Source organism: Citrobacter sp. U14242 (assembly GCF_046555775.1).
GTDB lineage: Bacteria > Pseudomonadota > Gammaproteobacteria > Enterobacterales > Enterobacteriaceae > Citrobacter.
Genome location: NZ_JBKGLW010000008.1, coordinates 237,133 through 261,063, shown reverse-complemented (window position 1 = coordinate 261,063; position 23,931 = coordinate 237,133). Strand labels below are relative to the sequence as shown.

The window sequence follows — 23,931 nt, the reverse complement described above, 5'->3', positions numbered from 1 at the left end:
ACTCTTTCGCGTAGCAGAAAACAGCTGTTGCGCGAAGGAAGCAAGACTGATTCGTTTTCGACATGGTTGGCCATCTATTGATGGCCTTTTTTATTTTCTGTCATCCCGTATTATGCAAATTGATCATAATCATCTTCACAAATGAGATTATTTTTTGCGGCGAACATCATTCTTTCTTTTGCCTGGATTTTGCATATTACCGCCTTTAGTCATATTAAGGTTGGAGGATGGCGTGTCGCTGGAAATTCAGGATGATTACTTACCGTTTTTTTTCTCTATAGCAGAAGTCTTCTCCAATGCGACGGGGTTAGCAACGGTAGTCGTTGATGTTACAGGCAGAGCACTCTCGAATTGTCATAATTTTAATTCATTCTGTAAGCTGATGAGAGCGAATAAACGCTACAGTGTTGGTTGCCAAACGTGCGATAAACAGTGTGCTTTTGAAGCTCTGAAACAGTGTAAGCCCAGAATATTCAGCTGCCATGCAGGGCTAAGTCTGTTCTCCATACCATTAATTTATGAGGAGAATCTGCATGGTTTTATTATCTGTGGTCAGGTTCGGGCTAAGTACCAGGAATATAAAACTATCATCGTTGAAGATGAATTGCGATGGATGGTCGATCCTGAAATAAAAGCCGAGTGGGATCAGCTTGTTGCGGTTGACAATAATACGCTGGTGGCGTCGGCTAATTTATTACATTTTATTGTCAATAACTTTGAGAGACAAGAAAAACAATCTGAAGTGGTATTCGACAAACCGGTCAGTAACATCCGGCACTATTTAACGGAGCTTTCTCGTCATGAGAAAAAACTACTGGCGGCACTGCGTTATATTGATGATAACTTGTATAGTGACTTATCCCTGGAGTCTGTGGCAGCACATGTCTGTTTAAGTGCAAATTATTTCAGTCGATTTTTTAAGAAACGCCAGGGTGTCAATTTTAAAACCTGGGTAAATCAGAAAAAAATGCAAAAGGCGGGGGAGTTATTACATGATCCTGTTCATTCAATAGACAGTATTGCCCGGAAACTTCAGTACGCACAAACCAGTTATTTTTGTCGCGTTTTCCGGGCGGCGCATCAAACATCACCCCAGTCTTTTCGTCACGCCAGACTCTCGCAGTAAAGATGTTCAGGGCGTTCGATAGCGGCGGGAATGAAAGACAGGCGATCGCTCAGCGTGACGACATCACCAATGACGATCAGTGCAGGCGGCGTAATGTTGGCTTCCTGCGCATTGCTCAGTAACGAACCGAGGGTACAGGTCAGTCGGCGCTGATTCTCCCGGGTCGCGGACATGATAATGGCCGCGGGTGTCTCCGCAGGTTTTCCGCCCATCAGTAGCTCTTCACAGATGAATGCCAGATTCGCGATACCCATGACGATAACCAATGTACCGTTCAGTTTGGCCAGTTGGCGCCAGTCCTGTTGCTGGTTACCTTCGCGCGTATGGCCGGTCACCACGTGAAAACCAGAGGCGTAATCGCGATGTGTTACCGGGATCCCGGCGCAGGTTAATCCCCCAATGGTTGAACTGATACCGGGGACGACTTCAAAAGGGATCCCCGGCTCGATAAGCCCTTCAGCTTCTTCGGCCCCACGACCAAATACGTAGGGATCGCCGCCTTTTAAGCGCACGATATTGTGATGCGTCTGGGCATACTGAACGAGAAGCGCGTTGATTTCATCCTGTGGCACGCAATGAAATCCTGGATTCTTACCGACATTGATAAGCTCACAGTCAGCGGATGCCCATTCCAGAATCTTAGGATTGACCAACCGATCGTAAATAATGACATCTGCTTGTTTAATGCACATCACTGCTTTGAGGGTGAGTAATGAAATATCACCGGGACCTGCGCCAACGAGCCAGACCTTTCCGAAAGTTTTCACATTGCGTCCTTTATCACGTCTAACAAAAAAAGGCAGAACCACCCCGGAGAATGATTAAAAGCAGTCGTTTGCCTGTAAGTTATAACGCTAAATTTTCCTAAATTATCGCAAGGATAATATTGATTAATCTCGCAAAGTTTTTTCCACAATAAACAAGATGACTTGAAAAATTATTAAGAACTTATTGGCGCTATGTGTCTGAATTTAACCTTAATTAAATTGTGTTTATTGTTGTGCTTGAGTATTATTGGTTAATATTTATCCGCCATCAGTATGAACAAATCATGGATTGGATCAATGACATCAATGCCTGAAATAAAATATAACACTCGATGTTTATTTGGGTGACATGAATTATTTTTTATAAATTAAACTATTTTTGTACGCTGCATATGGAAGAGGTTATGAGAGGAAAAATACCCAAAACGGAGTTGCTGGTAACTTTTGAAGTGGTTGCGCGTCACGAAAGTTATACCCGGGCAGCTGAAGAGCTGGCTTTAACACAAAGTGCTGTTTTCCGCCAGGTGAATGCGCTAGAGGATTTTCTTAATACAGCGCTATTTAACCATGCCAAAAAGCGCATTTTTTTAAATGCGGCAGGCAAACACTATTTAACTATCGTTAAAGAAACGCTGAACAAGCTTGAACGAGATACGACGACGATCATGACGTGGCAGCCGACCGTACAAGTGATCGAACTGGCGGTTAACCCGACGTTCAGTACGCACTGGCTGATCCCAAACCTGCGTGAGTTCAATAAACTCAATCCTGATATTATCGTTAATATTCATTCTCTGGCGAATATTGGTGATTTTCTTAACCGGGAATATGATGCAGCGATCATGCGGGAAGATTTTTACTCTCCGTGGTCGGGGGTAGAGTACCTGTTCGAAGAGGAAATTCTGCCAGTGTGCAGTCGTTGCCTACTTGCTGAACCAGACCGGAAGCTGTCCGTCGATGAACTGCTGAACGAATACCCGCTTTTGCATCAAAGCACCCGAATTAAAGGCTGGCAGGAATGGTTTGCGCTGTCCGATGTCAGCAGTCCGCTGGTGAATAAAGGTCCGCGATTTGATCTCTTGTCGATGCTGATTGCGGCGGTACGTTCCAACCTTGGCGTCGCATTGCTACCCCGTTTTGCCATTCAGCACGATCTGGATAGTGGGGATATGGTGATTCCTTGCGATGTTCCAATGCGTACCGGTAATCGATTCATCATGACGTGGCGGGAGGAAAAATCGGAGTCCCTGCATTTGGAGATCTTCCGCAACTGGTTGCTAAATAAATCCGTGGTGTCGGCTGCCTGATGGTGACTTGCGCCTCATCAGGCCTACTGGTTTCGGTGTTCACCATAGGCCTGATAAGCGTCGCGGCATCGGGCAAATTGCCGGATGCGGCGTAAACGCCTTATCCGGCAAAGGAGCGATTACCAGTCGATCCCTGGCTGTGCCTGAATGCCGCTATCAAAAGCGTGTTTAACTGGGCGCAGCTCGCTGACCGTATCGGCAAGTTGAAGTAACAGCGCATGGCAACCGCGCCCGGTGACTATCACACTCTGGCCGGCAGGGCGATTGTCGATGGCGCTGATAACCTCCTGTGTATCCAGATAGTGATAAGCCAACATATAAGTGAGTTCGTCCAGTACGACCAGATCGTAATGCGCATCGGCTAGCATGCGCTTACTTTCCTGCCACACTGCCGTGGCCGCCTCAATATCGGCTTCCCGGTTCTGGGTTTCCCAGGTAAAACCGGTACCCATAATATGAAACTCCACGCCAAGAGGGTGCAGTGTGTTGTACTCGCCATTATCCCACTGGCCTTTAATAAACTGCGCGACGCCAACGGTTTTTCCGTGACCAACCGCGCGCGTAGCCGTGCCGAAGGCTGCGGTGGATTTCCCTTTACCATTGCCGGTGAAGACAATCAGAATCCCTTTTTTCTCGGTGGCTGCCGCCACGCGGGTATCAACCTGCGCTTTTAGCTTCTGCTGACGCTGGCGATGTCGGTCATTGTTGGCTCGCGCTTCCATGATAGCTCCTTAATGCCCTGCCGGGCAGGTTGCGCAGCGATGCTGCTGCTCAAACTGACTGAAGAAGTTATTGCCTTTGTCATCCACTAAGACGAAGGCCGGCATATTTTTAACTTCCATCATCCAGACCGCTTCCATGCCCAGTTCGGGGTACTCAAGGCAGTGCAGGCTCTTCACATATTGCTGTGCCAGCAGGGCCGCTGCGCCGCCGATGCTGCCGAGGTTAAAGCCACCATGCTTGTGGCAAGCATCGGTTACTTGCTGGCTACGGTTGCCCTTTGACAACATGATCAGACTGCCACCCGCAGCCTGGAAGGCATCGACATAACCGTCCATGCGTCCGCCGGTGGTCGGCCCCATTGAGCCACAGGCCTGATTATCCGGTGTTTTTGCTGGACCTGCGTAATATACAATGTGCTTTTTCATGTACTCCGGCATGGGCTCGCCGTTATCCAGGCGCGCTTTTATTTTGGCGTGAGCAATATCACGGGCGACGACAATCGGGCCGCTGAGCGACAGGCGGGTGCCAATGGGCAGCGCTGACAAATCATTCAGAATGTCACGCAACGGGCGATCGAGGTTGAGCTGTACCGTCTGGGCGGTGTTTTCAACGCGGTGAGAGTCGGGAATAAACTTGCCTGGGTTATGTTCGAGTTTCTCCAGCCAGATACCGTGTTTATTAATTTTAGCCTTGATGTTGCGGTCAGCCGAGCAGGAGAGCGCCATGGCAATAGGGCAGGAGCCACCGTGGCGCGGCAGACGAATAACGCGAATGTCGTGGGCAAAGTATTTGCCACCAAACTGCGCGCCAATGCCAAATTCGCGGCTGGCATTGAGCAGTTCGGCTTCCAGTGCTGTATCGCGGAATGCCTGACCCAGTTCATTCCCGCTGGTGGGCAGGTTATCGTAATATTTGGTCGATGCCAGCTTCGCAACTTTTAGCGACTGATCGGCAGATAATCCGCCAACCACAAATGCAATGTGGTACGGCGGACAAGCGGCAGTGCCCAGCGATTTCATTTTTTCGATCAGGAAAGCCGTCAATTTCTCCGGCTGCAGAATAGATTTGGTTTCCTGGAACAGCGCGGCTTTGTTAGCTGAACCACCACCTTTGTTGACGAACAGGAAACGGTATTCGCTACCCGGCGTCGCGCTGATGTCGATTTGTGCAGGCAGGTTGGTCTGGGTATTGACCTCGTTATACATGTCCAGCGGGGCATTTTGTGAATAACGCAGGTTACTTTCCGTAAAGGTGGTATATACGCCCTTGCTTAATGCTTCGGCATCATCGCCACCGGTCCAGACCTGCTGGCCTTTGCTGGCGACAATGGTGGCGGTACCGGTATCCTGGCAGTTTGGTAGTACGCCTTTGGCTGAGACTTCGGCATTGCGCAGCAGCTGTAATGCGACATACTTGTCATTACTGCTGGCCTGTGGATCGTGCAAAATGCTGGCAATCTGTTTCAAATGTCCGGCGCGCAGGAAAAAAGAGGCCTCATAAAATGCCTGCTGTGCTAACAAGGTTAACGCTTCCGGCGCAACCTTAATAACTTCCTCTCCGTCTAACTCTGTCACAGTAATATGTTGATTACTGAGCAATTCATATTCGGTATTATCTTTACTCTGAACAAAGAGCTCCTGCCAGACAAATGGTTTAGACATGTTTACTTCTCACCTCTTCATTTTTGCCGGATGACGGCGTAAATAAATGTGCTAATCGTAGGCCGGATGAGCAAAGCGCCATCCGGCATAGCGTTATTTTGCTAAAAAGACATTGGCTTTGGTCGCGTCAGCGACATATTCGATAGTTTTCTGTGCACGAACGCTGTTACCGGCTTCGTCCAACGGCGGAGAATAGACGGCAATGGCATATTCACCCGGGACAACAGCAACCATTCCGCCGCCAACGCCGCTTTTCGCCGGAATACCGACGCTGTACAACCATTTACCGCTGCCGTCGTACAGTCCGGCAATGGCCATTTCAGCCAGCACCTGCGGGACATAGCTTTCATTCAGTAACTGCTTACCGTTGAAGGGCGATTTGCCTTTGTTCGCGAGTACAGCACCCATTTTGGCCAGTTGCTCAACGGTGATGTCCACTGAGCATTGGCGGGTATAAATTTCGACCGCTTCCTCTGTGTTGCCGTAGAAACTGTTATAGGACTCCATCAGCTTCGCCAGTGCCTGGTTGTGCTGATTGGTTTCCATCTCGGATTTGAATACCGGTTCGTTGACCGTCAGTGAGGCATCCGCCCAGACATTCAGGTTGTCGAGGATTTTGTTCCAGCGATCGGTTTTGTCTTTGGCCTCAATCAGGCTGACGGTGCTCATTGCACCTGCATTCACCAGCGGGTTTTCCGGCGCGCCTTTAGTGAGTTCAACGGCTAAACCTGAATTAAATGGCATGCCGGTGGCATTGGCCCCGAGTTTATCCAGAACCACCTGAGGACCGTGCTGCTCCATGGCCAGCGCCATAGTGAAGACTTTACTCAGGGACTCCATCGGGAAGGGCTTTTTAACATCACCCACCTGGTAGATTTTTCCGTCTACCGTGGCAACGGTGATGGCAAAATTATTGGGACTGTAGCTCGCCAGAGCAGGGATGTAGTCGGCGACTTTTCCATCATTGTTACTTTTGTATTTCTGATGTGCCTGCTCTATTAGCCTTGCGTAGTCCGGCGTGGTTTGCGCGAATGAGGCAGAGCTAAACAAGACGCTGAAAACAAAGAGACTCACGCCGGGAAGAGTTTTAGTCATGGTGCGATCCTGTTGGGGTACTCATCATGGTGCCGGATGGCGGCGTACCGCCTTATCCGGCTTACGGATAGTTAAACGTTATGTAGGCCGGATAAGCGCAAGCGCCATCCGGCAATAACGGGGTATCAGGACAACGCGACCTCTGTTTCGGTAACCGGGCGTTCTTGCTCCGGTGTTTTGACGGGTGCTGTTCCGCGGCAGCCTGAACCAAAGTGTTCACCTTCCCAGCGACCGACAATGGCAGCCCCCATGGCATTACTCATGACGTTAGTGGCTGAACGACCCATATCCAGGAACGGATCGACGCCCATCAGCAGGATCAAACCGGCTTCCGGAATGTTGAACTGGTTCAGCGTAGCGGCAATAACCACCATGGATGCACGTGGCACACCCGCCATCCCTTTTGAGGTCAGCATCAGGATCAGCAGCATGGTGATTTGCTCGCCCATGCTCAGTTCGATGTTGCACGCCTGGGCAATAAAGACGGTGGCAAAGGAGCAATAGGCCATGGAGCCGACGAGGTTAAAGGAGTAACCGATCGGCAGCACGAAGCTGGCAATTTTTGACGATACGCCGAATTTTTCCAGCTTATCCAGCGTGCCAGGGAAGGCCGCTTCAGAACTGGACGTGGTAAAGGCCAGCAGCGCCGGTTCGAAGATTGATTTGGTGAGACGGCTGATGCAAGGACCAACAATGAGTGTCGACAGGCCAATCAGAATTGCCCACAGCATGCCCAGTGTCAGGTAGAACTCGCCCATAAAGATACCGGCGCTGACCATTACACCCAGACCTCGCTCGGCAATCAGGCCGGAAATAGCAGCGAAAACGGTCAGTGGGGCAAACAGCATGACGTAGCCTGTCAGCTTCAGCATGACGTGTACCAGCGAATCCAGAACCTTAACGATAGGCTCGGCTTTTTCACCGATTGCGGCCAGGCTGCAACCGAGGAAAATGGAGAACACCACGATCTGCAGGATTTCGTTACGCGCCATCGCGTCAACGATACTGGTTGGTACGGCATGTGAGATAAAGACTTTCAGCGTGAACGGCTCTGACTTAACAGCGGCAACAGCGCCTGCGTCATGAGCAACAAAGTTGATGCCTGCGCCCGGCTGGAAGATATTAACGATAACCAGACCCAATGCGATCGACAGCAGTGAGGCACAAATAAACAGGAAAAAGGTTTTAGAAAATATACGACCCAGCGTTTTGGCATCGCCCATCTTGGCAATACCGACAACCAGAGTTGAAATAACCAATGGCGCAATAATCATCTTCACCATACGTAAGAATATAGTGGTGAAAATGGAAATATCCTGTGCATATGATTTTGCTGTTTCAGCCGCGGCCATATTATTAATAGCCACCCCGGCAATCATGCCGAGTATCAGGCCTAATATGATCATCTTCGTTAAACTAATTTTCTTCATGTGTACTCCATCGGATAAAGGCTGGTAATTTGAATAATGTAGGGTGGCGTGTGCCTGAGCCCGGACAGCAGCTCAGACGCACGCCTGTTGTGACCAACCGCATGAATATTCGAAGCACTGTGATACAGCTGAACTCTGTGCTCCAATGGCTGTTATTGTGTTTTTTTGTTACAGATCGAATTCAATACTTAATAATGGTGCGTGTTGCTGTGCGCCATAAACATCATTGTCACCGACATTTCCGGAAATAATATCGCGCGGCATGACAATTTTTACTGCGTTCGCGGGATCAAACCAGACAATATTGTGAATAAAGTCAGGTTCGACATTATATAATCCAGCAATAAGTTGCGGAGTTAATTGCTCCGAACGCTTTACTCGCTGATAGTCTTCCCGGGTTTTAAATAAAATATCTAAAACCAGTTCGTACGGTCCGGCATTTTTGGAGCGAATGACCTGCGCCAGTGAACAAATTGACTGTTTCATGCCTGAACTCCTTCTGGCGTCACCTGCTCAATGTGGAAATCAAACCGCAGTGCATCGCTTGCTTCAATCAGGTGATAGATCGAGAACTCATACACCGGCCCACTCTGAATATCCGATGGCGAGAATGGGAAAGCGAGGTTGCCCGCGGTCGCAATACGATTTTCATAGCCGTAGTGCAGTAGGGTAGAGCGCACCAGCGAGCAAACGCTGTTGGCGATATCCTGCGTTGGCGCGACGACGTCCAGTAAAATCCCCAGTTCATGACCGGCGGTTTTCATCGGTTCATGATTGCCCATCACGCCATTCTTACCGTAGAGGTGGAACGTCATGCGGATACTGTCATCATTCAGTGAGAGGTTACGTGCCACGCTTGCCTGTACCTCTTCGAGAATGGTGTCGATACCGGCAATCATTATCGGATCGCGCGTCCCGGCGATAGTCAGGCAGCGGAAGCCAACCTGACGTGCGCCTTCCAGTTTCAGCGCATACGGCGTTTCTTCATGACGCGAACCGCTGACATACACTTCGCCTTCGTTAACTGCGGTGAAAGTACATGCCTTCAGATTCAGTACGCCGCCCGGTCCCGGCAGGAAGTACGGGTCGGACTTCTCGTACAAGGTATGCGCCGCAGCGGAGGTTTCGGTGAACTTACGCTTTGGATTGAACGCTTTCAGCGTAAAGCCGTTGTCGTCGATGATCCCCATTGCGCAATCCGAGCCGGAGCCAGGGGTTGCTGCAATGGCAGCACACTCAAGGATCTTACCGCAGTGCAGCGCCAGACCTTCATCAAAGCCTTGCATGATCGGCAGCGCCGCGAAGCAGGCTGGATCGTAAGCGCGTCCGCCCAGAACAACCTGTGCACCCGCTTTCAGCGCACGCTGGAAAGGTTCGACACCCATCTGTGCGACGATGTAGGTGCTGTCTTCGATGGCTTCGTGAGTTAACTCAGGCACGAAATCCAGCGCGGTGATTTTGCCGTTATCCAGTGCCTGGTGAACCACTTCTTTATCAACATCAGACGGAATCAGCGCCATTGAGAAAGACAGTTTTTCTTCCTGGGCAATCTCATGGATTATCTGGCGGCACCACTCCAGATGCGGAGCAGCACCGGAACCACCCGCGGTACCGATGACCACTGGGATGTTGTTCTTAACGCCCGCCACGATCATATAGCGTAGATCGCGTTTTACCCCGGCCCTGTCAGTGAAGGGTTTACCTGCCCCCAGGTAGTGGGGGCCCGGATCGGAGGAACCTGCGTCAACAGCAATAAGATCCGGTGACTCTTCCATGGCTTTACGAAAACTCTCTTCCGGGAAGCCATAACCCAGGATAGCCGTAGGCGATAAGATCTTAAATGTGCGTGCCATCTCTTAATCCTTAGTTTGCAACAGCGCGATGGTGCGGTTCATTTCGTTAAACACGATGTTGAGACCTTCATCGAATCCCATACCCGGTTTTACCAGCATGCGCATTGGACGTGCGGCCAGTGCGACGTGGACGCAGGTGCGAGCACTGATCTCGGTTTCGTTGCAGGTACCGCCCTGATAAGCTTCCATGGCGTGTTTGTTGCAATACAGCACCGCATCAACGATGTTGTGAATACCGCCCAGGTCCGGGGTTTTGATCTGCACCATGTGGCAGCTGCCCGCATCGGTGAAGTCCACGATGTCCTGATAGGTGTTACACCATTCATCAGCCACGATTTTCACGCCGGAGCCCAGACGGGTCAGCTCTTTGGTGATGGCGGTCAACATGCGGATCTGATCCGGTTTGTTGCCGGCATCAACCGGACCTTCAATGTACAGCGGCAGGCCTTGCGCTTCGGCTTCCAGGCTGGCGATGTATTCGGCGCAGCGCACCGGGTCCATATCAAAAATCAGGCCGATCGTGCCGTACACATCGATATGTAGCGTCGGGTGATAACGCTCGCTGGTGCGCAGACTTAAGATACGGTCGGACAGCCAACGCACATACTCACGCAGTTTTTCGCCTTTAAAGCCCAGCTTCTCTTCAACGTTGTTGATCAGCGCATGCGGCAGGACATCCACACCTTTGAGGATCATTTTGTCGACGGCGATATAGCGGTCATCACCACTCTGACCAAATAATGGAATAGCTTCCGGTACGCACGGCAGTTGCCACTCGTCGCATACCACTTCAGTTTTCAGACGACCGGTGGCCAGTGCCGCCGCGTCAAGCAGCGCCTGAGATAGACCATAACGAACGGCGGTATGCAGCAGATGGCCGTCAATACGCAGTTGGTCAAAGAAACGGGCATTCGGCAGGAATGCATCAACGTCACGACCTTCCAGCAGTGGTTTGATGTGATCGTTGAGGAACGGAATGAAGTTCTCAGCCAGGAACAGCGGATCACGACCGCCGGCACCTGAATATTGCACCGCCGCGCAATCACCCACTGCGACCGCGCCGTTTTCCAGAACCAGCTGTACGGATACGCATTCACCTGCCTGACGCACGGAGGTAAAGCCTGGCGTTACCGGATCTCCGGTATAGATAAAGCCGTCATGACCTGCGCCGTTTTTGATGGCCTGCTGATCGTCAAAATAAAATGAGGAGTAGCCAGCGGTGAAAAGGGCCTGTTTAATTTTCATTATGGTCTTCCTATTAATTTACTGTGGGATACGGCGTTGATGTCATCAATGACCATCTGGAAAGAAGGTTTGCGACCTTCAAAATGTGCGCGCTCTGAGACGTAGTCGTGGTGCAGCGCGAGAATGTCTTTCGGCAGTGGAACCGCACCGGCTTCGAGAATACGGATAGCACCTGTGTTATCGCGCACCGGCAGAATTTTGCCTGCGTTGCAGGCGGCTGGGGCGAAGGGAACATCCAGAACACCGGCTTCAAAGGCCAGTACCGTACCGCGTGCAATGTCGCCATTACCCAGCTCGAAGACTTTTTTCAGTACTGCGCGGACTTCACTCTTAATCAGTTCGACTTCCTGTTCCACGGCAGCGCACTGCGGGAACTTCTGGTCGCTAACCATGTTAAGCATCTGGCGTGACGCTTTAAGACCCTGAGCGTTAGCCGCGGCGGTTGGGATGCCGAAGGCTTCATGCGGGCTCTTGGTAATGACTTTTGTGGCACCGGACATGCCAGCAACCGCAGCACCCCAGGCGATAACGGAGAAGGCTTTTGCTTCATCTTCCGGGAATCCGCCCATCCACTGGTGGAATACGGTACTCAGCTCATAATCATCGAAGCCGTGGTTATGGAAGTATTCGTGGGACAGTTCACGCAGTGCCTGAATGGCGGCGATATCCTGAGTCAAACTACCGACCTGGCCGTAACCGACGGTAATAGACTTCACGCCTTGTTCCAGTGCCAGCAGACCTTCGATAATCGCTACCGAGTGGGACATAAACGGGGGGATCAGGGTGCCAGTCAACGGGCCAAACGGTTCACGGTTGATGCGAATACCATTTTCTTCGTACAGTCCCATCAGGCGATCGCAGTACTGCCAGTCACGAATGGATTTTTCCAGGGTGACGCGTTTGGCGTAAGGGATGTTGTAGGAGATACCGCCGCCTTCGTAGCTGGTAAAACCACTGGCCATGGCGATTTCTGCCAGCAGACGGGCATCTGGCGTACCGTGGCGGACCTGGATTGGTTTTTCCAGCGACTCAGTCATACGGCGGCAGGCAGCAACCCCATGATTGACGACGGGTAAACCATTCAGTTTGGAGGTGCCCGCCTCGATAGATTTTTGGATCCCGACAGCCGCTTCTTCATAGCGGTTCAGACGGGTATAAGCATCGATTGTACTTGGCAGGAGGTCACATTCTTCCTGCAATGTTTTAAGCAGCTCAATATGCTCATCCATGAGTGCGACGCCCGCACGCGGCTGGCTCAGCGTTTTACCTTCTTGATCGGCCTTCAACAGCGCGAGGGAGAAGCGCTTTGAGTCTGGGATTGATTGCTGGTACTTCACGCCATCTTCGAAGTTCTCAACGTCTTTGCCGGTTTCCCAGGTTTGCAATACCTGATGCCTTTCGGTCATGAATTCGTCGTGGGTCAATTTTTTATTTCGAAGTTCCATTCGTAGCTGCCTTTAGTTTTGTAGGGTTAAACACTGAATGCTGGTGCGAGCAGCGGCTTGCGGGTACAGCCTGGCGACGTTTGCCAGTAGCGGGAGCAGGCCATATGAATCGCGGTAATACTCAAACTGATTCGGTAACAGAATTCTTTTACCCTGGTCGTCCAGCTCCCGGTATTTGAGCCAGTTATGGATATCGAACTGGCTGGCGCGAGAGAGCCATCCACCTGAACCGACAACTTTCCGTACGGTGGTGAGATCGCGACCCATCTGTAAATCCACGTTACCGACGCAGGTGCAAACCTGCTTCTTAGTGCCCGCGTGGCGCTCAGCGGCATAGCCCACGCACAAACCTGCTAACAGAGTGTCGAAATATTTCTCTTCCTCGTTGACTGGCAGGTAGTCCGGCTGCCCAACCAGATGGCGCAGGTAGCGATAAAACGCCTCCTCACGTTGTGGTTGTTGGGCGAAAACAACTTTCACCATCTCCTGCGTGCTTTCTCCCACCACGACGGCGGAAACGCGCATGCCCAAATCACCTTCAACGGTACGTTTGACGAAAGGTTCAGGGACACCATGCAGGACAGTATCGGGGGAGAGGGTATTCGCGCTGGCTGAATAGACATCCGTGGTGGCGCCACCCATATCGATCAGCATGAATTCCTTCCATGCGCTGTCGTAATCGCTAATTGCTTTTACCAGTTCATACACCGTCCACGGCGTCGGCATGGGGTCTTCGCCTGTTTCACCCACGATGACGTCAAGACCTTTACCTTTTACGATGCGTGACAAGAACACATCGCAAATGGCCTGACGAGCGGCAAACGGATTCGGGTGATCGAGATCCGGCAGGATGTTGTCTACCGTGGTCAGATCTTTGTGGCCCAGAATCGTTTGTATTTCGTCCTGAATATCACGGTTTCCGGCATAGATGATGGCGCAATCAAGCTTCGAATCCGCCAGTGCACGCGCATTGGCCAATCCATAGCTTTCTTCACCGCCATCTGTACCCCCCGTAAACAACAGGATATCTGGCGGTACGGATTCCAGCTCCTGGATATCATGACGGTTCAGCTTGTACGAATAATATTGCGCGATTTTCGCTCCTGCCGAGTGAGCGGTAACTTTCGCCGATTCCAGCGTAATGGAAGGCACCAGCCCCATTGCTGCAACAGCGAGTCCACCTTTGGCTGAGGAGGAGTACTTCAACTGCACTTCACCACTTTTCAGTAACGGGCGAGCATCGGCAACATTCAGCACCTGATTCAGGCTGGCAAAAAAACCGTCTGCCAGATGATGTGTGGTGGTTGGGGTCAGGACATGATTGACCAGCGTTAACACCTCTCCTTCCTGTGCGAAGAGGGCTGCCTTGGTCCATGTCGAGCCGATATCGACAGAAACTGTTTGCATCAGATGGCCTCTTCCAGGCAACGCTGTTCGAGGCCATTGTGTTGGTGAATATCGTTAGTGATAAGCGAGCAGACATCTTCCAGGTCATGGCTGGGGGCGAAAACGCGGTTGAAGCCCATTTCTTTAAACTTCACTTCGACATCGGCAAAATCATGTTTGCCCACGACAAGGTTACCGCCGACATACAGCAGAATGTCGCCCAGGCCGCGTTCAATGCAGCGCTCACGTAAGCCGAGGCAGTCAATGTCGCCGTGGCCGTAGATGGAGGACACCACGATGGCATCGGCGCCTGTTTCAATTGCGGCATCAATATATTCATCCTGGCTCACCATCACCCCGAGGTTGATTACGTGAAAATCATGAGCAGTAAAAACGCGATCCAGAACTTTATTGCCTACTGCATGGCAGTCAGCACCGATGACGCCAATAACAAGTGTAGATTTCTTCATGGGTAATCCTCTGTAGGGCTGATGGTCAATAAGTAAAAATTATTTCTAATATTTAGAACATGGATTGTGACAATCCTCTTAATAGGGTTGGAGTTTCTGTGGAAGCGAAAAAGGAAGCAATTGATCTATTTTCAAAATATCCTGCATAAAACGATTGTTATATTTTATTTTTATAAAAAACCATTTAAATCAGTGTGTTATAAAATGATTTCTATTGGTTATCTTATTTATTAGCGAATTGCGTAATAAACAACTTGCCATGTTTGTGATCAAAATCTTATTTTGTGTTGCGGGCTTTATTTGTGGCGTTTTTAATAATTTCGAAAATGATATTCGCTAAATAAATTGTGAACGGCATAACGGTTTTTTATTTATTAATCTTATATGTCGTAAATATTTTTTGTTAAATTTAAGATAAAAATGATAATGAATTGTTCGTGATATATTTATTCTTTGGCGCAGAAGCGATGTTGTGGTGGGAGTGATAACTTACAGTGATGATTTAAGCGAAACGGCGGGTCTCTGCTGAGAGATCGCCAAAGCTCAGAGCGTTGGTCAATGTTAGCCACTTCGCTTCCGGTTGAGATAGTTACATCACGGTGTTAATTATAAGTAAATTTAAAATGAATAATTTGTATTAAATAATGATTGCAGGACTTGCTAAACAAAAAACTGTGAGCTACCCAGCAAGAGTGACTCTTTATCTGTCCATAATTTTGTCCGCCTGACTGGTTAAAAGATCGTGTAGATTTAAATAAATATCCTATCATTTGTAGTAACGGCAATTACTCATTGAAAAACATATCGTTAACATGGTGTTCACTAGTCGCGCTAGCGATAAACACTATTAACATTAAAATTGAAAATTGATTTAAATCAATGTTTAAAACTTGGTAAACCTCATCAAATGAGGTTAAATTGCTGCAGATCAAATTGGTCTGAAGGTGATAAATTAGCTATAAATTGATCACTATCGAAAAATGCAAATTTACCTCGATAAAAACCTGTTTATTGTAAGGATTTTACGGCGTAATATAATTGCGGGATCAATTTGAGTGTTTTATTAACATGTTTGTAACTTTTCATCATTGTCCTTTCTTCAAATGAGAAGAAAGAGCAGCGGGGGAAGGAAGCAAATAAATTTGTATTGGGGCATGCGTGTGACCCTTTCTAACGGGGTTCACTCTCGGAGTCTTCATGCGATGAGCAAGGAGTCATGATGTTAGATATAGTCGAACTGTCGCGCTTACAGTTTGCCTTGACCGCGATGTACCACTTCCTGTTTGTGCCACTGACGCTCGGTATGGCGTTCTTGTTGGCCATCATGGAAACGGTCTACGTCCTTTCCGGCAAACAGATTTATAAAGATATGACCAAGTTCTGGGGCAAGTTGTTTGGTATCAACTTCGCTCTGGGTGTGGCAACCGGTCTGACCATGGAGTTCCAGTTCGGGACTAACTGGTCTTACTATTCCCACTATGTAGGGGATATTTTCGGTGCACCGCTGGCGATTGAAGGTTTGATGGCCTTCTTCCTCGAATCCACCTTTGTAGGTCTGTTCTTCTTCGGCTGGGACCGTTTGGGTAAAGTCCAGCATATGTGTGTCACCTGGCTGGTGGCGCTGGGTTCTAACCTGTCCGCACTGTGGATTCTGGTTGCGAACGGCTGGATGCAAAACCCAATCGCTGCGGATTTCAACTTTGAAACCATGCGTATGGAGATGCTGAGCTTCTCTGAACTGGTGCTCAACCCGGTTGCTCAGGTGAAATTTGTTCACACTGTGGCTTCTGGTTATGTTTGTGGCGCGATGTTCGTTCTGGGTATCAGCTCCTACTATATGCTGCGCGGTCGTGACTTCGCGTTTGCTAAACGTTCTTTTGCTATCGCTGCCAGCTTTGGTATGGCTGCCATTCTGTCTGTTATCGTTCTGGGTGATGAATCTGGTTACGAAATGGGCGACGTGCAGAAAACCAAACTTGCTGCTATTGAAGCCGAGTGGGAAACCCAACCTGCACCGGCATCCTTTACGCTGTTCGGTATTCCGGACCAGGATGCGCAGGAAAACCATTTTGCGATTCAAATTCCTTATGCGTTGGGTATCATCGCTACCCGCTCCGTTGATACACCGGTCATTGGTCTGAAAGATCTGATGGTGCAGCACGAAGAGCGTATCCGTAACGGGATGAAAGCGTACCAGCTGCTGGAAGAACTGCGTGCAGGCTCTACCGATCAGGCTGTTCGCGACCAGTTCAACAGCATGAAGAAAGATCTGGGATATGGTCTGCTGCTGAAACGTTATACAGATAAAGTGACCGATGCGACTGAAGCGCAAATCCAGCAAGCCACGAAAGACTCTATCCCTCGTGTTGCACCGCTGTACTTCGCATTCCGTATTATGGTGGCGTGCGGCATCCTGATGCTGGCTATCATCGCTGTGTCCTTCTGGACCGTGATTCGTAATCGTATCGGCGAGAAAAAATGGCTGCTGCGTACTGCGCTGTATGCTATCCCGCTGCCGTGGATTGCCATTGAATCTGGCTGGTTTGTCGCAGAATATGGCCGTCAGCCGTGGGCGATAGGTGAAGTATTACCGACAGCCGTGGCGAACTCGTCGCTGACTGCGGGTGATCTCATCTTCTCGATGCTGTTGATTTGCGGCCTGTATACCCTGTTCCTGGTGGCTGAACTGTACCTGATGTTCAAGTTCGCACGCCTTGGGCCGAGTAGCCTGAAAACCGGTCGTTATCACTACGAGCAGTCTACTGTGACTACTCAGCCGGCACGCTAAGACAGGAGTCGTCAAATGATCGATTATGAAGTATTGCGTTTTATCTGGTGGCTGCTGGTTGGCATTCTGCTGATTGGTTTTGCGGTCACTGATGGCTTCGACATGGGGGTGGGCATGCTCACCCGTTTCCTCGGTCGTAATGATACCGAGCGTCGAATTATGATTAACTCCATCGCCCCGCACTGGGACGGTAACCAGGTATGGCTTATCACCGCGGGTGGCGCACTGTTCGCTGCATGGCCGATGGTGTACGCTGCTGCGTTCTCCGGTTTCTACGTGGCGATGATCCTGGTACTGGCGTCATTGTTCTTCCGTCCGGTCGGTTTCGATTACCGCTCCAAGATTGAAGATATGCGCTGGCGCAACATGTGGGACTGGGGCATCTTCATTGGTAGCTTCGTTCCGCCGCTGGTTATCGGCGTTGCGTTTGGCAACCTGCTGCAAGGTGTTCCGTTCCACATGGATGAGTACATGCGCTTGTACTACACCGGTAACTTCTTCCAGTTGCTGAATCCGTTTGGTCTGCTGGCTGGGATTGTGAGCGTAGGGATGATCATCACTCAGGGCGCAACCTATCTGCAGATGCGTACCGTAGGCGAACTACACCTGCGTGCACGTACTACCTCACAGGTGGCGGCGCTGGTGACGCTGGTTTGCTTCGCACTGGCCGGTGTCTGGGTTATTTACGGTATTGATGGTTATGTTGTGACTTCCGCACTGGATCACCACGCGGCCTCTAACCCGATGACCAAAGAAGTGGTGCGTGAAGCGGGCGCCTGGATGGTGAACTTTAACAAAGCACCTGGCCTGTGGCTGGTTCCGGCGTTGGGCGTGGTTCTGCCGCTGCTGACCATTCTGACGTCTCGTATGGAGAAAGGGGCCTGGGCGTTCATCTTCTCCTCGCTGACGTTAGCCTGCATCATCCTGACTGCCGGTATCGCAATGTTCCCGTTTGTGATGCCGTCCAGCACCATGATGAATGCAAGTCTGACCATGTGGGATGCCACCTCCAGCCAGAGAACATTGAACCTGATGACCTGGGTTGCGGCGGTGTTTGTACCGATTATCCTGCTCTACACCAGCTGGTGTTACTGGAAGATGTTCGGTCGCATCACTAAAGAAGATATTGAAAGCAACACCCACTCTCTGTACTAAGTAAGGAGCTAAAAATGTGGTATTTCGCATGGATTTTGGGAACGCTTCTTGCCTGTGCATTTGGGATAATCACAGCACTGGCGCTTGAGCACGTTGAATCAGGCAAAGCCGGACAAGAAGAAAGTTGATGACCAACATTATCGCGATGGTATACAACGCGATGGATAAGCGCCCCTTGCGGGCGCTTTCCTTTGTGCTGGCAATCGTGTTGGCTGGCTGCATATTCTGGGATCCGTCACGTTTCGCGGCCAAAACCAGTGAGCTTGAGATCTGGCATGGCTTCCTGCTGATGTGGGCGGTCTGCACTGGCGTCATTCATGGCGTTGGGTTCCGTCCTCGTGCGGTGCACTGGCAGGGCATCTTCTGCCCGCTGATCGCAGATATCGTCCTCGTTGTTGGTCTGATTTTCTTCTTCTTTTGAATAAGAAACATCCTTAAATATTTATGGGCTTGCATAAGCCCATAATTTTTTACTCTCCGTTTACTTTCCCCCATTCCAAAGCATCAATCCCGCGCGTATAGTAGCGAAGTTTGAAAGCACTACCGGGATGTACAGTGAAGACAGCGCGATATACAACGACATTCTTGATGCATCGCGGCGGCAAGAACGCGAGTCACCTGGCGTTTACAAAGATAAGCGACTGGTGTGAGTGGACGAAGCCAACAAAGAGGCAGTAAGAATGAATAAGTATATATTTCGATGGCCGGTTCGTGTCTATTATGAAGACACCGATGCCGGTGGGGTGGTTTACCACGCCAGCTATGTTGCTTTTTATGAGCGAGCACGCACAGAGATGCTGCGTCATCATCACTTCAGTCAGCAGGTGCTGTTGGCAGAACGTGTAGCCTTTGTGGTGCGCAAGATGACCCTGGAATATTTTGCGCCAGCCCGGCTCGACGATATGCTCGAAGTCCAAACCGAAATTACGTCAATGCGTGGCACCTCATTGGTTTTCACGCAACGCATTGTCAACGCAGAGAACGTCGTGCTGAATGAAGCCGAAGTTCTGATTGTTTGCGTTGATCCACTCAAAATGAAGCCTCGTGCGCTTCCCAAGTCTATTGTCGCGGAGTTTAAGCAGTGACTGACATGAATATCCTTGATTTGTTCCTGAAGGCAAGCCTTCTGGTTAAACTTATCATGTTGATTTTGATTGGTTTCTCAATCGCATCCTGGGCCATTATTATCCAGCGGACCCGTATTTTGAATGCCGCCTCACGTGAAGCAGAAGCCTTTGAAGATAAGTTTTGGTCTGGCATCGAATTATCGCGTTTGTACCAGGAAAGCCAGGGGCGCCGGGATAATCTGGCCGGTTCGGAACAAATTTTCTACAGCGGATTCAAAGAATTTGCGCGCCTGCATCGGGCAAATAGCCACGCGCCGGAAGCGGTCGTTGAGGGGGCATCCCGTGCGATGCGTATCTCTATGAACCGTGAACTGGAAACGCTGGAAACGCATATTCCGTTCCTGGGAACCGTCGGCTCCATCAGCCCATACATTGGTCTGTTCGGTACCGTTTGGGGGATCATGCACGCATTTATCGCGCTGGGCGCGGTAAAACAGGCAACCCTGCAAATGGTTGCACCTGGTATCGCGGAAGCGTTGATTGCAACGGCCATCGGCCTGTTTGCGGCAATCCCGGCGGTTATGGCTTACAACCGACTGAATCAGCGCGTGAACAAGCTGGAACTGAATTACGACAACTTTATGGAAGAGTTCACCGCGATTCTGCACCGCCAGGCGTTTACCGTTAGCGAGAGCAACAAGGGGTAAACCATGGCCAGAACGCGTGGACGAGGTCGTCGCGAACTCAAGTCCGAAATCAATATTGTACCGTTGCTCGACGTACTGCTGGTTCTGCTGCTGATCTTTATGGCAACAGCGCCAATCATTACACAGAGCGTGGAAGTCGACCTGCCGGATGCGACTGAGTCGCAAGCCGTCAGTAGCAATGACGAACCACCGGTCATTATTGAAGTTTCCGGTGTTGGGCAATACAGCGTGGTGGTTGAAAAAGACAGGATGGATCAACTGCCACCAGAGCAGGTTATCGCGGAAGCGAAGAGCCGTCTGCAGGCCAACCCGAAAACGGTATTTTTAATCGGTGGTGCGAAAGACGTGCCTTATGATGAAATAATTAAAGCGCTGAACTTGTTACACAGTGCAGGCGTGAAATCGGTTGGCTTAATGACGCAGCCAATCTGATGTCTGCGTATTCCTGGCTTGAAAGATAGCGCGTAACAGGCGAACAGTTTTTTGGGAACCGAGAGTGTCAAAGGCAACCGAACAAAACGACAAGCTCAAAAGGGCGATAATTATTTCAGCGGTGCTGCATGTCATTTTATTTGCGGCACTGATCTGGAGTTCGTTCGATGAGCACATTGATGCTTCAGCCGGCGGTGGTGGTGGCTCGTCCATCGACGCTGTTATGGTCGATCCTGGTGCTGTTGTTCAACAGTACGACAGGCAGCAGCAACAGCAGGCAAGTGCGAAACGTGCAGAAGAACAGCGTGAGAAACAGGCGCAGCAGCAGGCCGAGGAGCTTCGAGAGAAGCAGGCGGCAGAGCAAGAGCGTCTGAAACAGCTGGAGAAAGAACGTTTAGCGGCGCAGGAAAAAGTGCGCGAGCAGGCGGAACAGCAGAAACAGGCTGAAGCCGCTGCGGCGAAAGCACAGGAGCAACAAAAACAGGCTGAAGAGGCTGCGGCGAAGGCTGCTGCAGACGCGAAAGCCAAAGCAGATGCTCAGGCGAAACAGGCGGCTGATGCTGCGAAGAAAGCCGCTGCTGATGCCCAGAAGAAAGCAGAAGCTGAAGCTGCAAAAGCGGCTGCCGATGCTAAGAAGGTTGCTGAGGCGCAGGCTGCCAAGGCCGCCGCAGACGCCGCGAAGAAAGCGCAGGCTGAAGCCGCTAAACAAGCTGCGGCTGAAAAAGCTGCCGCTGAGAAAGCCGCTGCTGCTGCCGAAAAAGCGGCTGCAGAGAAGAAAGCCGCCGCCGAAAAAGCCGCAGCAGAGAAGAAAGCTGCCGCTGAAAAAGCCGCCGCCGATAAGAAGGCTGCTGCTGAGAAAGCGGCTGCTGCCAAAAAAGCTGCAGCAGAAAAAGCTGCTGCCGCTTCGGGTGTTGACGACTTATTAGGTGACTTAAGCTCCGGTAAGAATGCGCCGAAATCAGGCGGTGGGGCGAAAGGAAACGGCCAACCGGCGAAAGATAGTGGTACAAGTGGTGCAAATGGCGGTGCGTCTGGTGCTGATATCAGTGCTTACGCATCTCAAATTCGTAATGCAATCCAGAGCCGTTTGTATGGTGCCGATTTATATGCAGGGAAATCTTGCGTATTACATATCAAGTTAGCACCCGATGGTCTGTTACTGGATGTGACCGAAGAGGGCGGCGATCCGGCATTGTGCCAGGCTGCGCTGACGGCTGCGAAAACAGCCAGAATTCCTAAACCGCCTAGCCAGGCTGTTTATGAAAAAGTAAAAGATGCCAAACTGGACTTTAAACTGTAATAAGGCCCCCTGAGAATTCAGGGGAAACGGTCTAAGGTTGAGACAGAGTTCTGGTAGTTTTGTGTATTTGAGTTTGTTAACATTCTGCTAAATTATCGCGGGCGTGCCGTCCAGATAAGGGAGATATGATGAAGCAGGCATTACGAGTAGCATTTGGTTTTCTGATGCTGTGGGCAGCAGTGCTGCATGCAGAAGTACGTATCGAGATCACCCAAGGGGTAGACTCGGCACGCCCGATTGGTGTTGTTCCGTTCCAATGGGCAGGTCCGGGCGCTGCACCTGAAGATATCGGTGGTATCGTCGGTGCTGACCTGCGTAACAGCGGTAAATTTAACCCACTAGACAGATCTCGTCTGCCTCAGCAGCCGGGGACTGCAGCTGAAGTTCAGCCTGCTGCATGGTCCGCTCTGGGTATTGATGCCGTTGTGGTAGGCCAGGTTACGCCAAACCCGGATGGATCCTATAGCGTTGCATATCAACTGGTTGATACCGGTGGCGCACCGGGTACCGTACTGGCACAGAACACCTATAAAGTGAACAAGCAGTGGCTGCGTTATGCGGGCCATACTGCAAGTGACGAAGTATTTGAAAAACTGACCGGTATTAAGGGCGCATTCCGTACCCGTATCGCGTATGTTGTTCAGACGAACGGTGGTCAGTTCCCGTACGAATTACGTGTGTCTGACTACGACGGTTACAACCAGTTTGTCGTTCACCGCTCTCCGCAGCCGTTGATGTCTCCGGCGTGGTCTCCGGACGGTTCTAAACTGGCCTACGTTACCTTCGAAAGCGGTCGTTCAGCGCTGGTTATTCAGACGTTGTCCAACGGTGCAGTGCGTCAGGTTGCTTCGTTCCCGCGTCACAACGGTGCACCAGCATTTTCTCCGGATGGCAGCAAGCTGGCGTTTGCACTGTCTAAAACCGGTAGCCTGAACCTGTACGTTATGGACATTGGTTCCGGTCAGATCCGTCAGGTCACTGATGGTCGTAGCAACAACACGGAACCTACCTGGTTCCCGGACAGCCAAAACCTGGCCTTTACGTCTGACCAGGCCGGTCGTCCGCAGGTGTATAAAGTTAACGTCAACGGCGGTGCTCCGCAGCGTATTACCTGGGAAGGTTCGCAAAACCAGGATGCTGATGTCAGCAGCGACGGTAAGTTTATGGTAATGGTAAGCTCGGCGAATGGTCAGCAGCACATTGCCAAACAAGATCTGGTAGCGGGTGGCGTACAAGTTCTGTCGTCAACGTTCCTGGACGAAACGCCAAGTCTGGCACCTAACGGCACTATGGTAATCTACAGCTCTTCTCAGGGGATGGGATCCGTGCTGAATTTGGTTTCTACAGATGGGCGTTTCAAAGCGCGTCTTCCGGCAACTGATGGTCAGGTTAAGTTCCCTGCCTGGTCGCCGTATCTGTGATAATAAATAATTGATTAATAAAGGAATCATTGAAATGCAACTGAACAAAGTGCTGAAAGGGCTGATGATTGCTCTGCCTGTTATGGCTATTGCGGCATGTTCTTCTAACAAGAACGCCAGCAATGACGGCAGCGAAGGCATGCTGGGTGCCGGCACTGGTATGGATGCAAACGGCAGCGGCAACATGTCCTCCGAAGAGCAAGCGCGTCTGCAGATGCAACAGCTGCAGCAGAACAACATCGTTTACTTCGATCTGGATAAGTACGATATCCGTTCTGACTTCGCTGCAATGCTGGATGCGCACGCTAACTTCCTGCGTAGCAACCCGTCTTACAAAGTCACCGTAGAAGGTCATGCGGACGAACGTGGTACGCCTGAGTACAACATCTCCCTGGGTGAACGTCGTGCTAACGCCGTTAAGATGTACCTGCAGGGTAAAGGCGTTTCTGCGGACCAGATCTCCATCGTTTCTTACGGTAAAGAAAAACCTGCAGTACTGGGTCATGACGAAGCGGCTTACGCCAAAAACCGTCGCGCCGTACTGGTTTACTAA

At 50.6% G+C, this 23,931-nt stretch carries 23 protein-coding genes; 12 read left to right on the top strand and 11 right to left on the bottom strand.

Translation table 11 applies throughout. From position 1 onward, the window contains the following. Positions 1-232 precede the first annotated feature (232 nt). Positions 233-1,126 carry a PocR ligand-binding domain-containing protein gene (locus ACLJXE_RS15355; RefSeq protein WP_410751320.1) on the top strand — a complete coding sequence of 298 codons (894 nt, stop codon included), beginning with the start codon at positions 233-235 and terminating at the stop codon, positions 1,124-1,126. Here the strand turns inward: ACLJXE_RS15355 and cobA are convergent. Beyond that, the gene (gene cobA / locus ACLJXE_RS15350; protein WP_286628327.1) at positions 1,105-1,893 is read right to left on the bottom strand and encodes a uroporphyrinogen-III C-methyltransferase; all 789 of its coding nucleotides are present in this window, start codon (positions 1,891-1,893) and stop codon (positions 1,105-1,107) included. The two genes, ACLJXE_RS15355 and cobA, sit on opposite strands and share 22 nt — an antisense overlap. 404 nt (positions 1,894-2,297) lie before the next feature. On the opposite strand from cobA, the gene ACLJXE_RS15345 reads away from it, so the two are divergent. Beyond that, complete coding sequence (locus tag ACLJXE_RS15345; RefSeq protein ID WP_137381339.1) at positions 2,298-3,200, top strand: LysR family transcriptional regulator; 903 nt, start codon at positions 2,298-2,300, stop codon at positions 3,198-3,200. A 119-nt stretch (positions 3,201-3,319) separates the two neighbouring features. Here ACLJXE_RS15345 and cobO read toward each other — a convergent pair whose 3' ends face one another. The 10 genes from cobO to glmS form a co-directional block, all read right to left on the bottom strand. Next, positions 3,320-3,922, bottom strand: a complete 603-nt coding sequence (gene cobO / locus ACLJXE_RS15340) for a cob(I)yrinic acid a,c-diamide adenosyltransferase (RefSeq protein WP_410751319.1) — start codon at positions 3,920-3,922, stop codon at positions 3,320-3,322. Between the two features lie 9 nt (positions 3,923-3,931). Continuing rightward, the gene (locus ACLJXE_RS15335; RefSeq protein WP_286628326.1) at positions 3,932-5,584 is read right to left on the bottom strand and encodes a class I fumarate hydratase; all 1,653 of its coding nucleotides are present in this window, start codon (positions 5,582-5,584) and stop codon (positions 3,932-3,934) included. Between the two features lie 93 nt (positions 5,585-5,677). Then, positions 5,678-6,679, bottom strand: coding sequence for a glutaminase A (glsA, locus tag ACLJXE_RS15330; protein WP_286628325.1), 1,002 nt, complete (start codon positions 6,677-6,679; stop codon positions 5,678-5,680). Positions 6,680-6,804: 125 nt separating this feature from the next. After that, complete coding sequence (locus ACLJXE_RS15325; RefSeq protein ID WP_286628324.1) at positions 6,805-8,109, bottom strand: dicarboxylate/amino acid:cation symporter; 1,305 nt, start codon at positions 8,107-8,109, stop codon at positions 6,805-6,807. Between the two features lie 168 nt (positions 8,110-8,277). After that, positions 8,278-8,595, bottom strand: a complete 318-nt coding sequence (locus tag ACLJXE_RS15320) for a DUF4387 domain-containing protein (protein ID WP_005122536.1) — start codon at positions 8,593-8,595, stop codon at positions 8,278-8,280. Beyond that, positions 8,592-9,962, bottom strand: a complete 1,371-nt coding sequence (locus tag ACLJXE_RS15315; RefSeq protein WP_045441108.1) for an acyclic terpene utilization AtuA family protein — start codon at positions 9,960-9,962, stop codon at positions 8,592-8,594. The genes ACLJXE_RS15320 and ACLJXE_RS15315 overlap by 4 nt, the downstream gene beginning before the upstream one ends. Before the next feature lie 3 nt (positions 9,963-9,965). After that, a complete protein-coding gene (locus ACLJXE_RS15310; RefSeq protein WP_137381333.1) occupies positions 9,966-11,207 on the bottom strand; it encodes a methylaspartate ammonia-lyase in 1,242 nt (413 codons plus the stop codon). Continuing rightward, positions 11,207-12,652 carry a methylaspartate mutase subunit E gene (locus tag ACLJXE_RS15305; RefSeq protein ID WP_271450205.1) on the bottom strand — a complete coding sequence of 482 codons (1,446 nt, stop codon included), beginning with the start codon at positions 12,650-12,652 and terminating at the stop codon, positions 11,207-11,209. The genes ACLJXE_RS15310 and ACLJXE_RS15305 overlap by 1 nt, the downstream gene beginning before the upstream one ends. A 12-nt stretch (positions 12,653-12,664) precedes the next feature. Continuing rightward, the gene (gene glmL / locus ACLJXE_RS15300) at positions 12,665-14,059 is read right to left on the bottom strand and encodes a methylaspartate mutase accessory protein GlmL (RefSeq protein WP_286628323.1); all 1,395 of its coding nucleotides are present in this window, start codon (positions 14,057-14,059) and stop codon (positions 12,665-12,667) included. Further along, the gene (glmS, locus tag ACLJXE_RS15295; protein WP_137381330.1) at positions 14,059-14,508 is read right to left on the bottom strand and encodes a methylaspartate mutase subunit S; all 450 of its coding nucleotides are present in this window, start codon (positions 14,506-14,508) and stop codon (positions 14,059-14,061) included. Before glmS ends, glmL begins: the two co-directional genes overlap by 1 nt. 1,219 nt (positions 14,509-15,727) lie before the next feature. Between glmS and cydA the strand changes: the two genes are divergently transcribed. The 10 genes from cydA (at position 15,728) to pal (ending at position 23,931) form a co-directional block, all read left to right on the top strand. Continuing rightward, a complete protein-coding gene (gene cydA / locus ACLJXE_RS15290; RefSeq protein ID WP_137381347.1) occupies positions 15,728-17,296 on the top strand; it encodes a cytochrome ubiquinol oxidase subunit I in 1,569 nt (522 codons plus the stop codon). 15 nt (positions 17,297-17,311) lie between these two features. Then, on the top strand, positions 17,312-18,451 hold the full coding sequence (gene cydB, locus ACLJXE_RS15285) for a cytochrome d ubiquinol oxidase subunit II (RefSeq protein WP_286628322.1): 1,140 nt from the start codon (positions 17,312-17,314) through the stop codon (positions 18,449-18,451). A 14-nt stretch (positions 18,452-18,465) separates the two neighbouring features. Further along, on the top strand, positions 18,466-18,579 hold the full coding sequence (cydX, locus tag ACLJXE_RS15280; RefSeq protein WP_061381940.1) for a cytochrome bd-I oxidase subunit CydX: 114 nt from the start codon (positions 18,466-18,468) through the stop codon (positions 18,577-18,579). Next, entirely contained in the window at positions 18,579-18,872 is a 294-nt protein-coding gene (gene ybgE / locus ACLJXE_RS15275; protein ID WP_271454195.1) for a cyd operon protein YbgE, read from the top strand. Before cydX ends, ybgE begins: the two co-directional genes overlap by 1 nt. A gap of 259 nt (positions 18,873-19,131) precedes the next feature. After that, the gene (ybgC, locus tag ACLJXE_RS15270) at positions 19,132-19,536 is read left to right on the top strand and encodes a tol-pal system-associated acyl-CoA thioesterase (RefSeq protein ID WP_005125439.1); all 405 of its coding nucleotides are present in this window, start codon (positions 19,132-19,134) and stop codon (positions 19,534-19,536) included. Next, positions 19,533-20,225, top strand: coding sequence for a Tol-Pal system protein TolQ (gene tolQ, locus ACLJXE_RS15265; protein WP_003022976.1), 693 nt, complete (start codon positions 19,533-19,535; stop codon positions 20,223-20,225). The genes ybgC and tolQ overlap by 4 nt, the downstream gene beginning before the upstream one ends. A 3-nt stretch (positions 20,226-20,228) precedes the next feature. After that, positions 20,229-20,657, top strand: coding sequence for a colicin uptake protein TolR (gene tolR, locus ACLJXE_RS15260; RefSeq protein WP_137381327.1), 429 nt, complete (start codon positions 20,229-20,231; stop codon positions 20,655-20,657). A 64-nt stretch (positions 20,658-20,721) separates the two neighbouring features. After that, positions 20,722-21,957 carry a cell envelope integrity protein TolA gene (gene tolA, locus ACLJXE_RS15255; RefSeq protein ID WP_410751318.1) on the top strand — a complete coding sequence of 412 codons (1,236 nt, stop codon included), beginning with the start codon at positions 20,722-20,724 and terminating at the stop codon, positions 21,955-21,957. Positions 21,958-22,085: 128 nt separating this feature from the next. Beyond that, on the top strand, positions 22,086-23,378 hold the full coding sequence (tolB, locus tag ACLJXE_RS15250) for a Tol-Pal system beta propeller repeat protein TolB (protein WP_038638949.1): 1,293 nt from the start codon (positions 22,086-22,088) through the stop codon (positions 23,376-23,378). A gap of 34 nt (positions 23,379-23,412) precedes the next feature. Further along, positions 23,413-23,931, top strand: coding sequence for a peptidoglycan-associated lipoprotein Pal (gene pal / locus ACLJXE_RS15245; RefSeq protein WP_003022983.1), 519 nt, complete (start codon positions 23,413-23,415; stop codon positions 23,929-23,931).

Bases quoted from the DNA above. Each gene is read 5' to 3' on its own strand.
- ACLJXE_RS15345 (WP_137381339.1), top strand. From the start codon at position 2,298: ATGAGAGGAAAAATACCCAAAACGGAGTTGCTGGTAACTTTTGAAGTG.
- cobO (WP_410751319.1), bottom strand. From the start codon at position 3,922: ATGGAAGCGCGAGCCAACAATGACCGACATCGCCAGCGTCAGCAGAAG.
- ACLJXE_RS15335 (WP_286628326.1), bottom strand. From the start codon at position 5,584: ATGTCTAAACCATTTGTCTGGCAGGAGCTCTTTGTTCAGAGTAAAGAT.
- glsA (WP_286628325.1), bottom strand. From the start codon at position 6,679: ATGACTAAAACTCTTCCCGGCGTGAGTCTCTTTGTTTTCAGCGTCTTG.
- ACLJXE_RS15325 (WP_286628324.1), bottom strand. From the start codon at position 8,109: ATGAAGAAAATTAGTTTAACGAAGATGATCATATTAGGCCTGATACTC.
- ACLJXE_RS15320 (WP_005122536.1), bottom strand. From the start codon at position 8,595: ATGAAACAGTCAATTTGTTCACTGGCGCAGGTCATTCGCTCCAAAAAT.
- ACLJXE_RS15315 (WP_045441108.1), bottom strand. From the start codon at position 9,962: ATGGCACGCACATTTAAGATCTTATCGCCTACGGCTATCCTGGGTTAT.
- ACLJXE_RS15310 (WP_137381333.1), bottom strand. From the start codon at position 11,207: ATGAAAATTAAACAGGCCCTTTTCACCGCTGGCTACTCCTCATTTTAT.
- ACLJXE_RS15305 (WP_271450205.1), bottom strand. From the start codon at position 12,652: ATGGAACTTCGAAATAAAAAATTGACCCACGACGAATTCATGACCGAA.
- glmL (WP_286628323.1), bottom strand. From the start codon at position 14,059: ATGCAAACAGTTTCTGTCGATATCGGCTCGACATGGACCAAGGCAGCC.
- glmS (WP_137381330.1), bottom strand. From the start codon at position 14,508: ATGAAGAAATCTACACTTGTTATTGGCGTCATCGGTGCTGACTGCCAT.
- cydA (WP_137381347.1), top strand. From the start codon at position 15,728: ATGTTAGATATAGTCGAACTGTCGCGCTTACAGTTTGCCTTGACCGCG.
- cydB (WP_286628322.1), top strand. From the start codon at position 17,312: ATGATCGATTATGAAGTATTGCGTTTTATCTGGTGGCTGCTGGTTGGC.
- cydX (WP_061381940.1), top strand. From the start codon at position 18,466: ATGTGGTATTTCGCATGGATTTTGGGAACGCTTCTTGCCTGTGCATTT.
- ybgE (WP_271454195.1), top strand. From the start codon at position 18,579: ATGACCAACATTATCGCGATGGTATACAACGCGATGGATAAGCGCCCC.
- ybgC (WP_005125439.1), top strand. From the start codon at position 19,132: ATGAATAAGTATATATTTCGATGGCCGGTTCGTGTCTATTATGAAGAC.
- tolR (WP_137381327.1), top strand. From the start codon at position 20,229: ATGGCCAGAACGCGTGGACGAGGTCGTCGCGAACTCAAGTCCGAAATC.
- tolB (WP_038638949.1), top strand. From the start codon at position 22,086: ATGAAGCAGGCATTACGAGTAGCATTTGGTTTTCTGATGCTGTGGGCA.
- pal (WP_003022983.1), top strand. From the start codon at position 23,413: ATGCAACTGAACAAAGTGCTGAAAGGGCTGATGATTGCTCTGCCTGTT.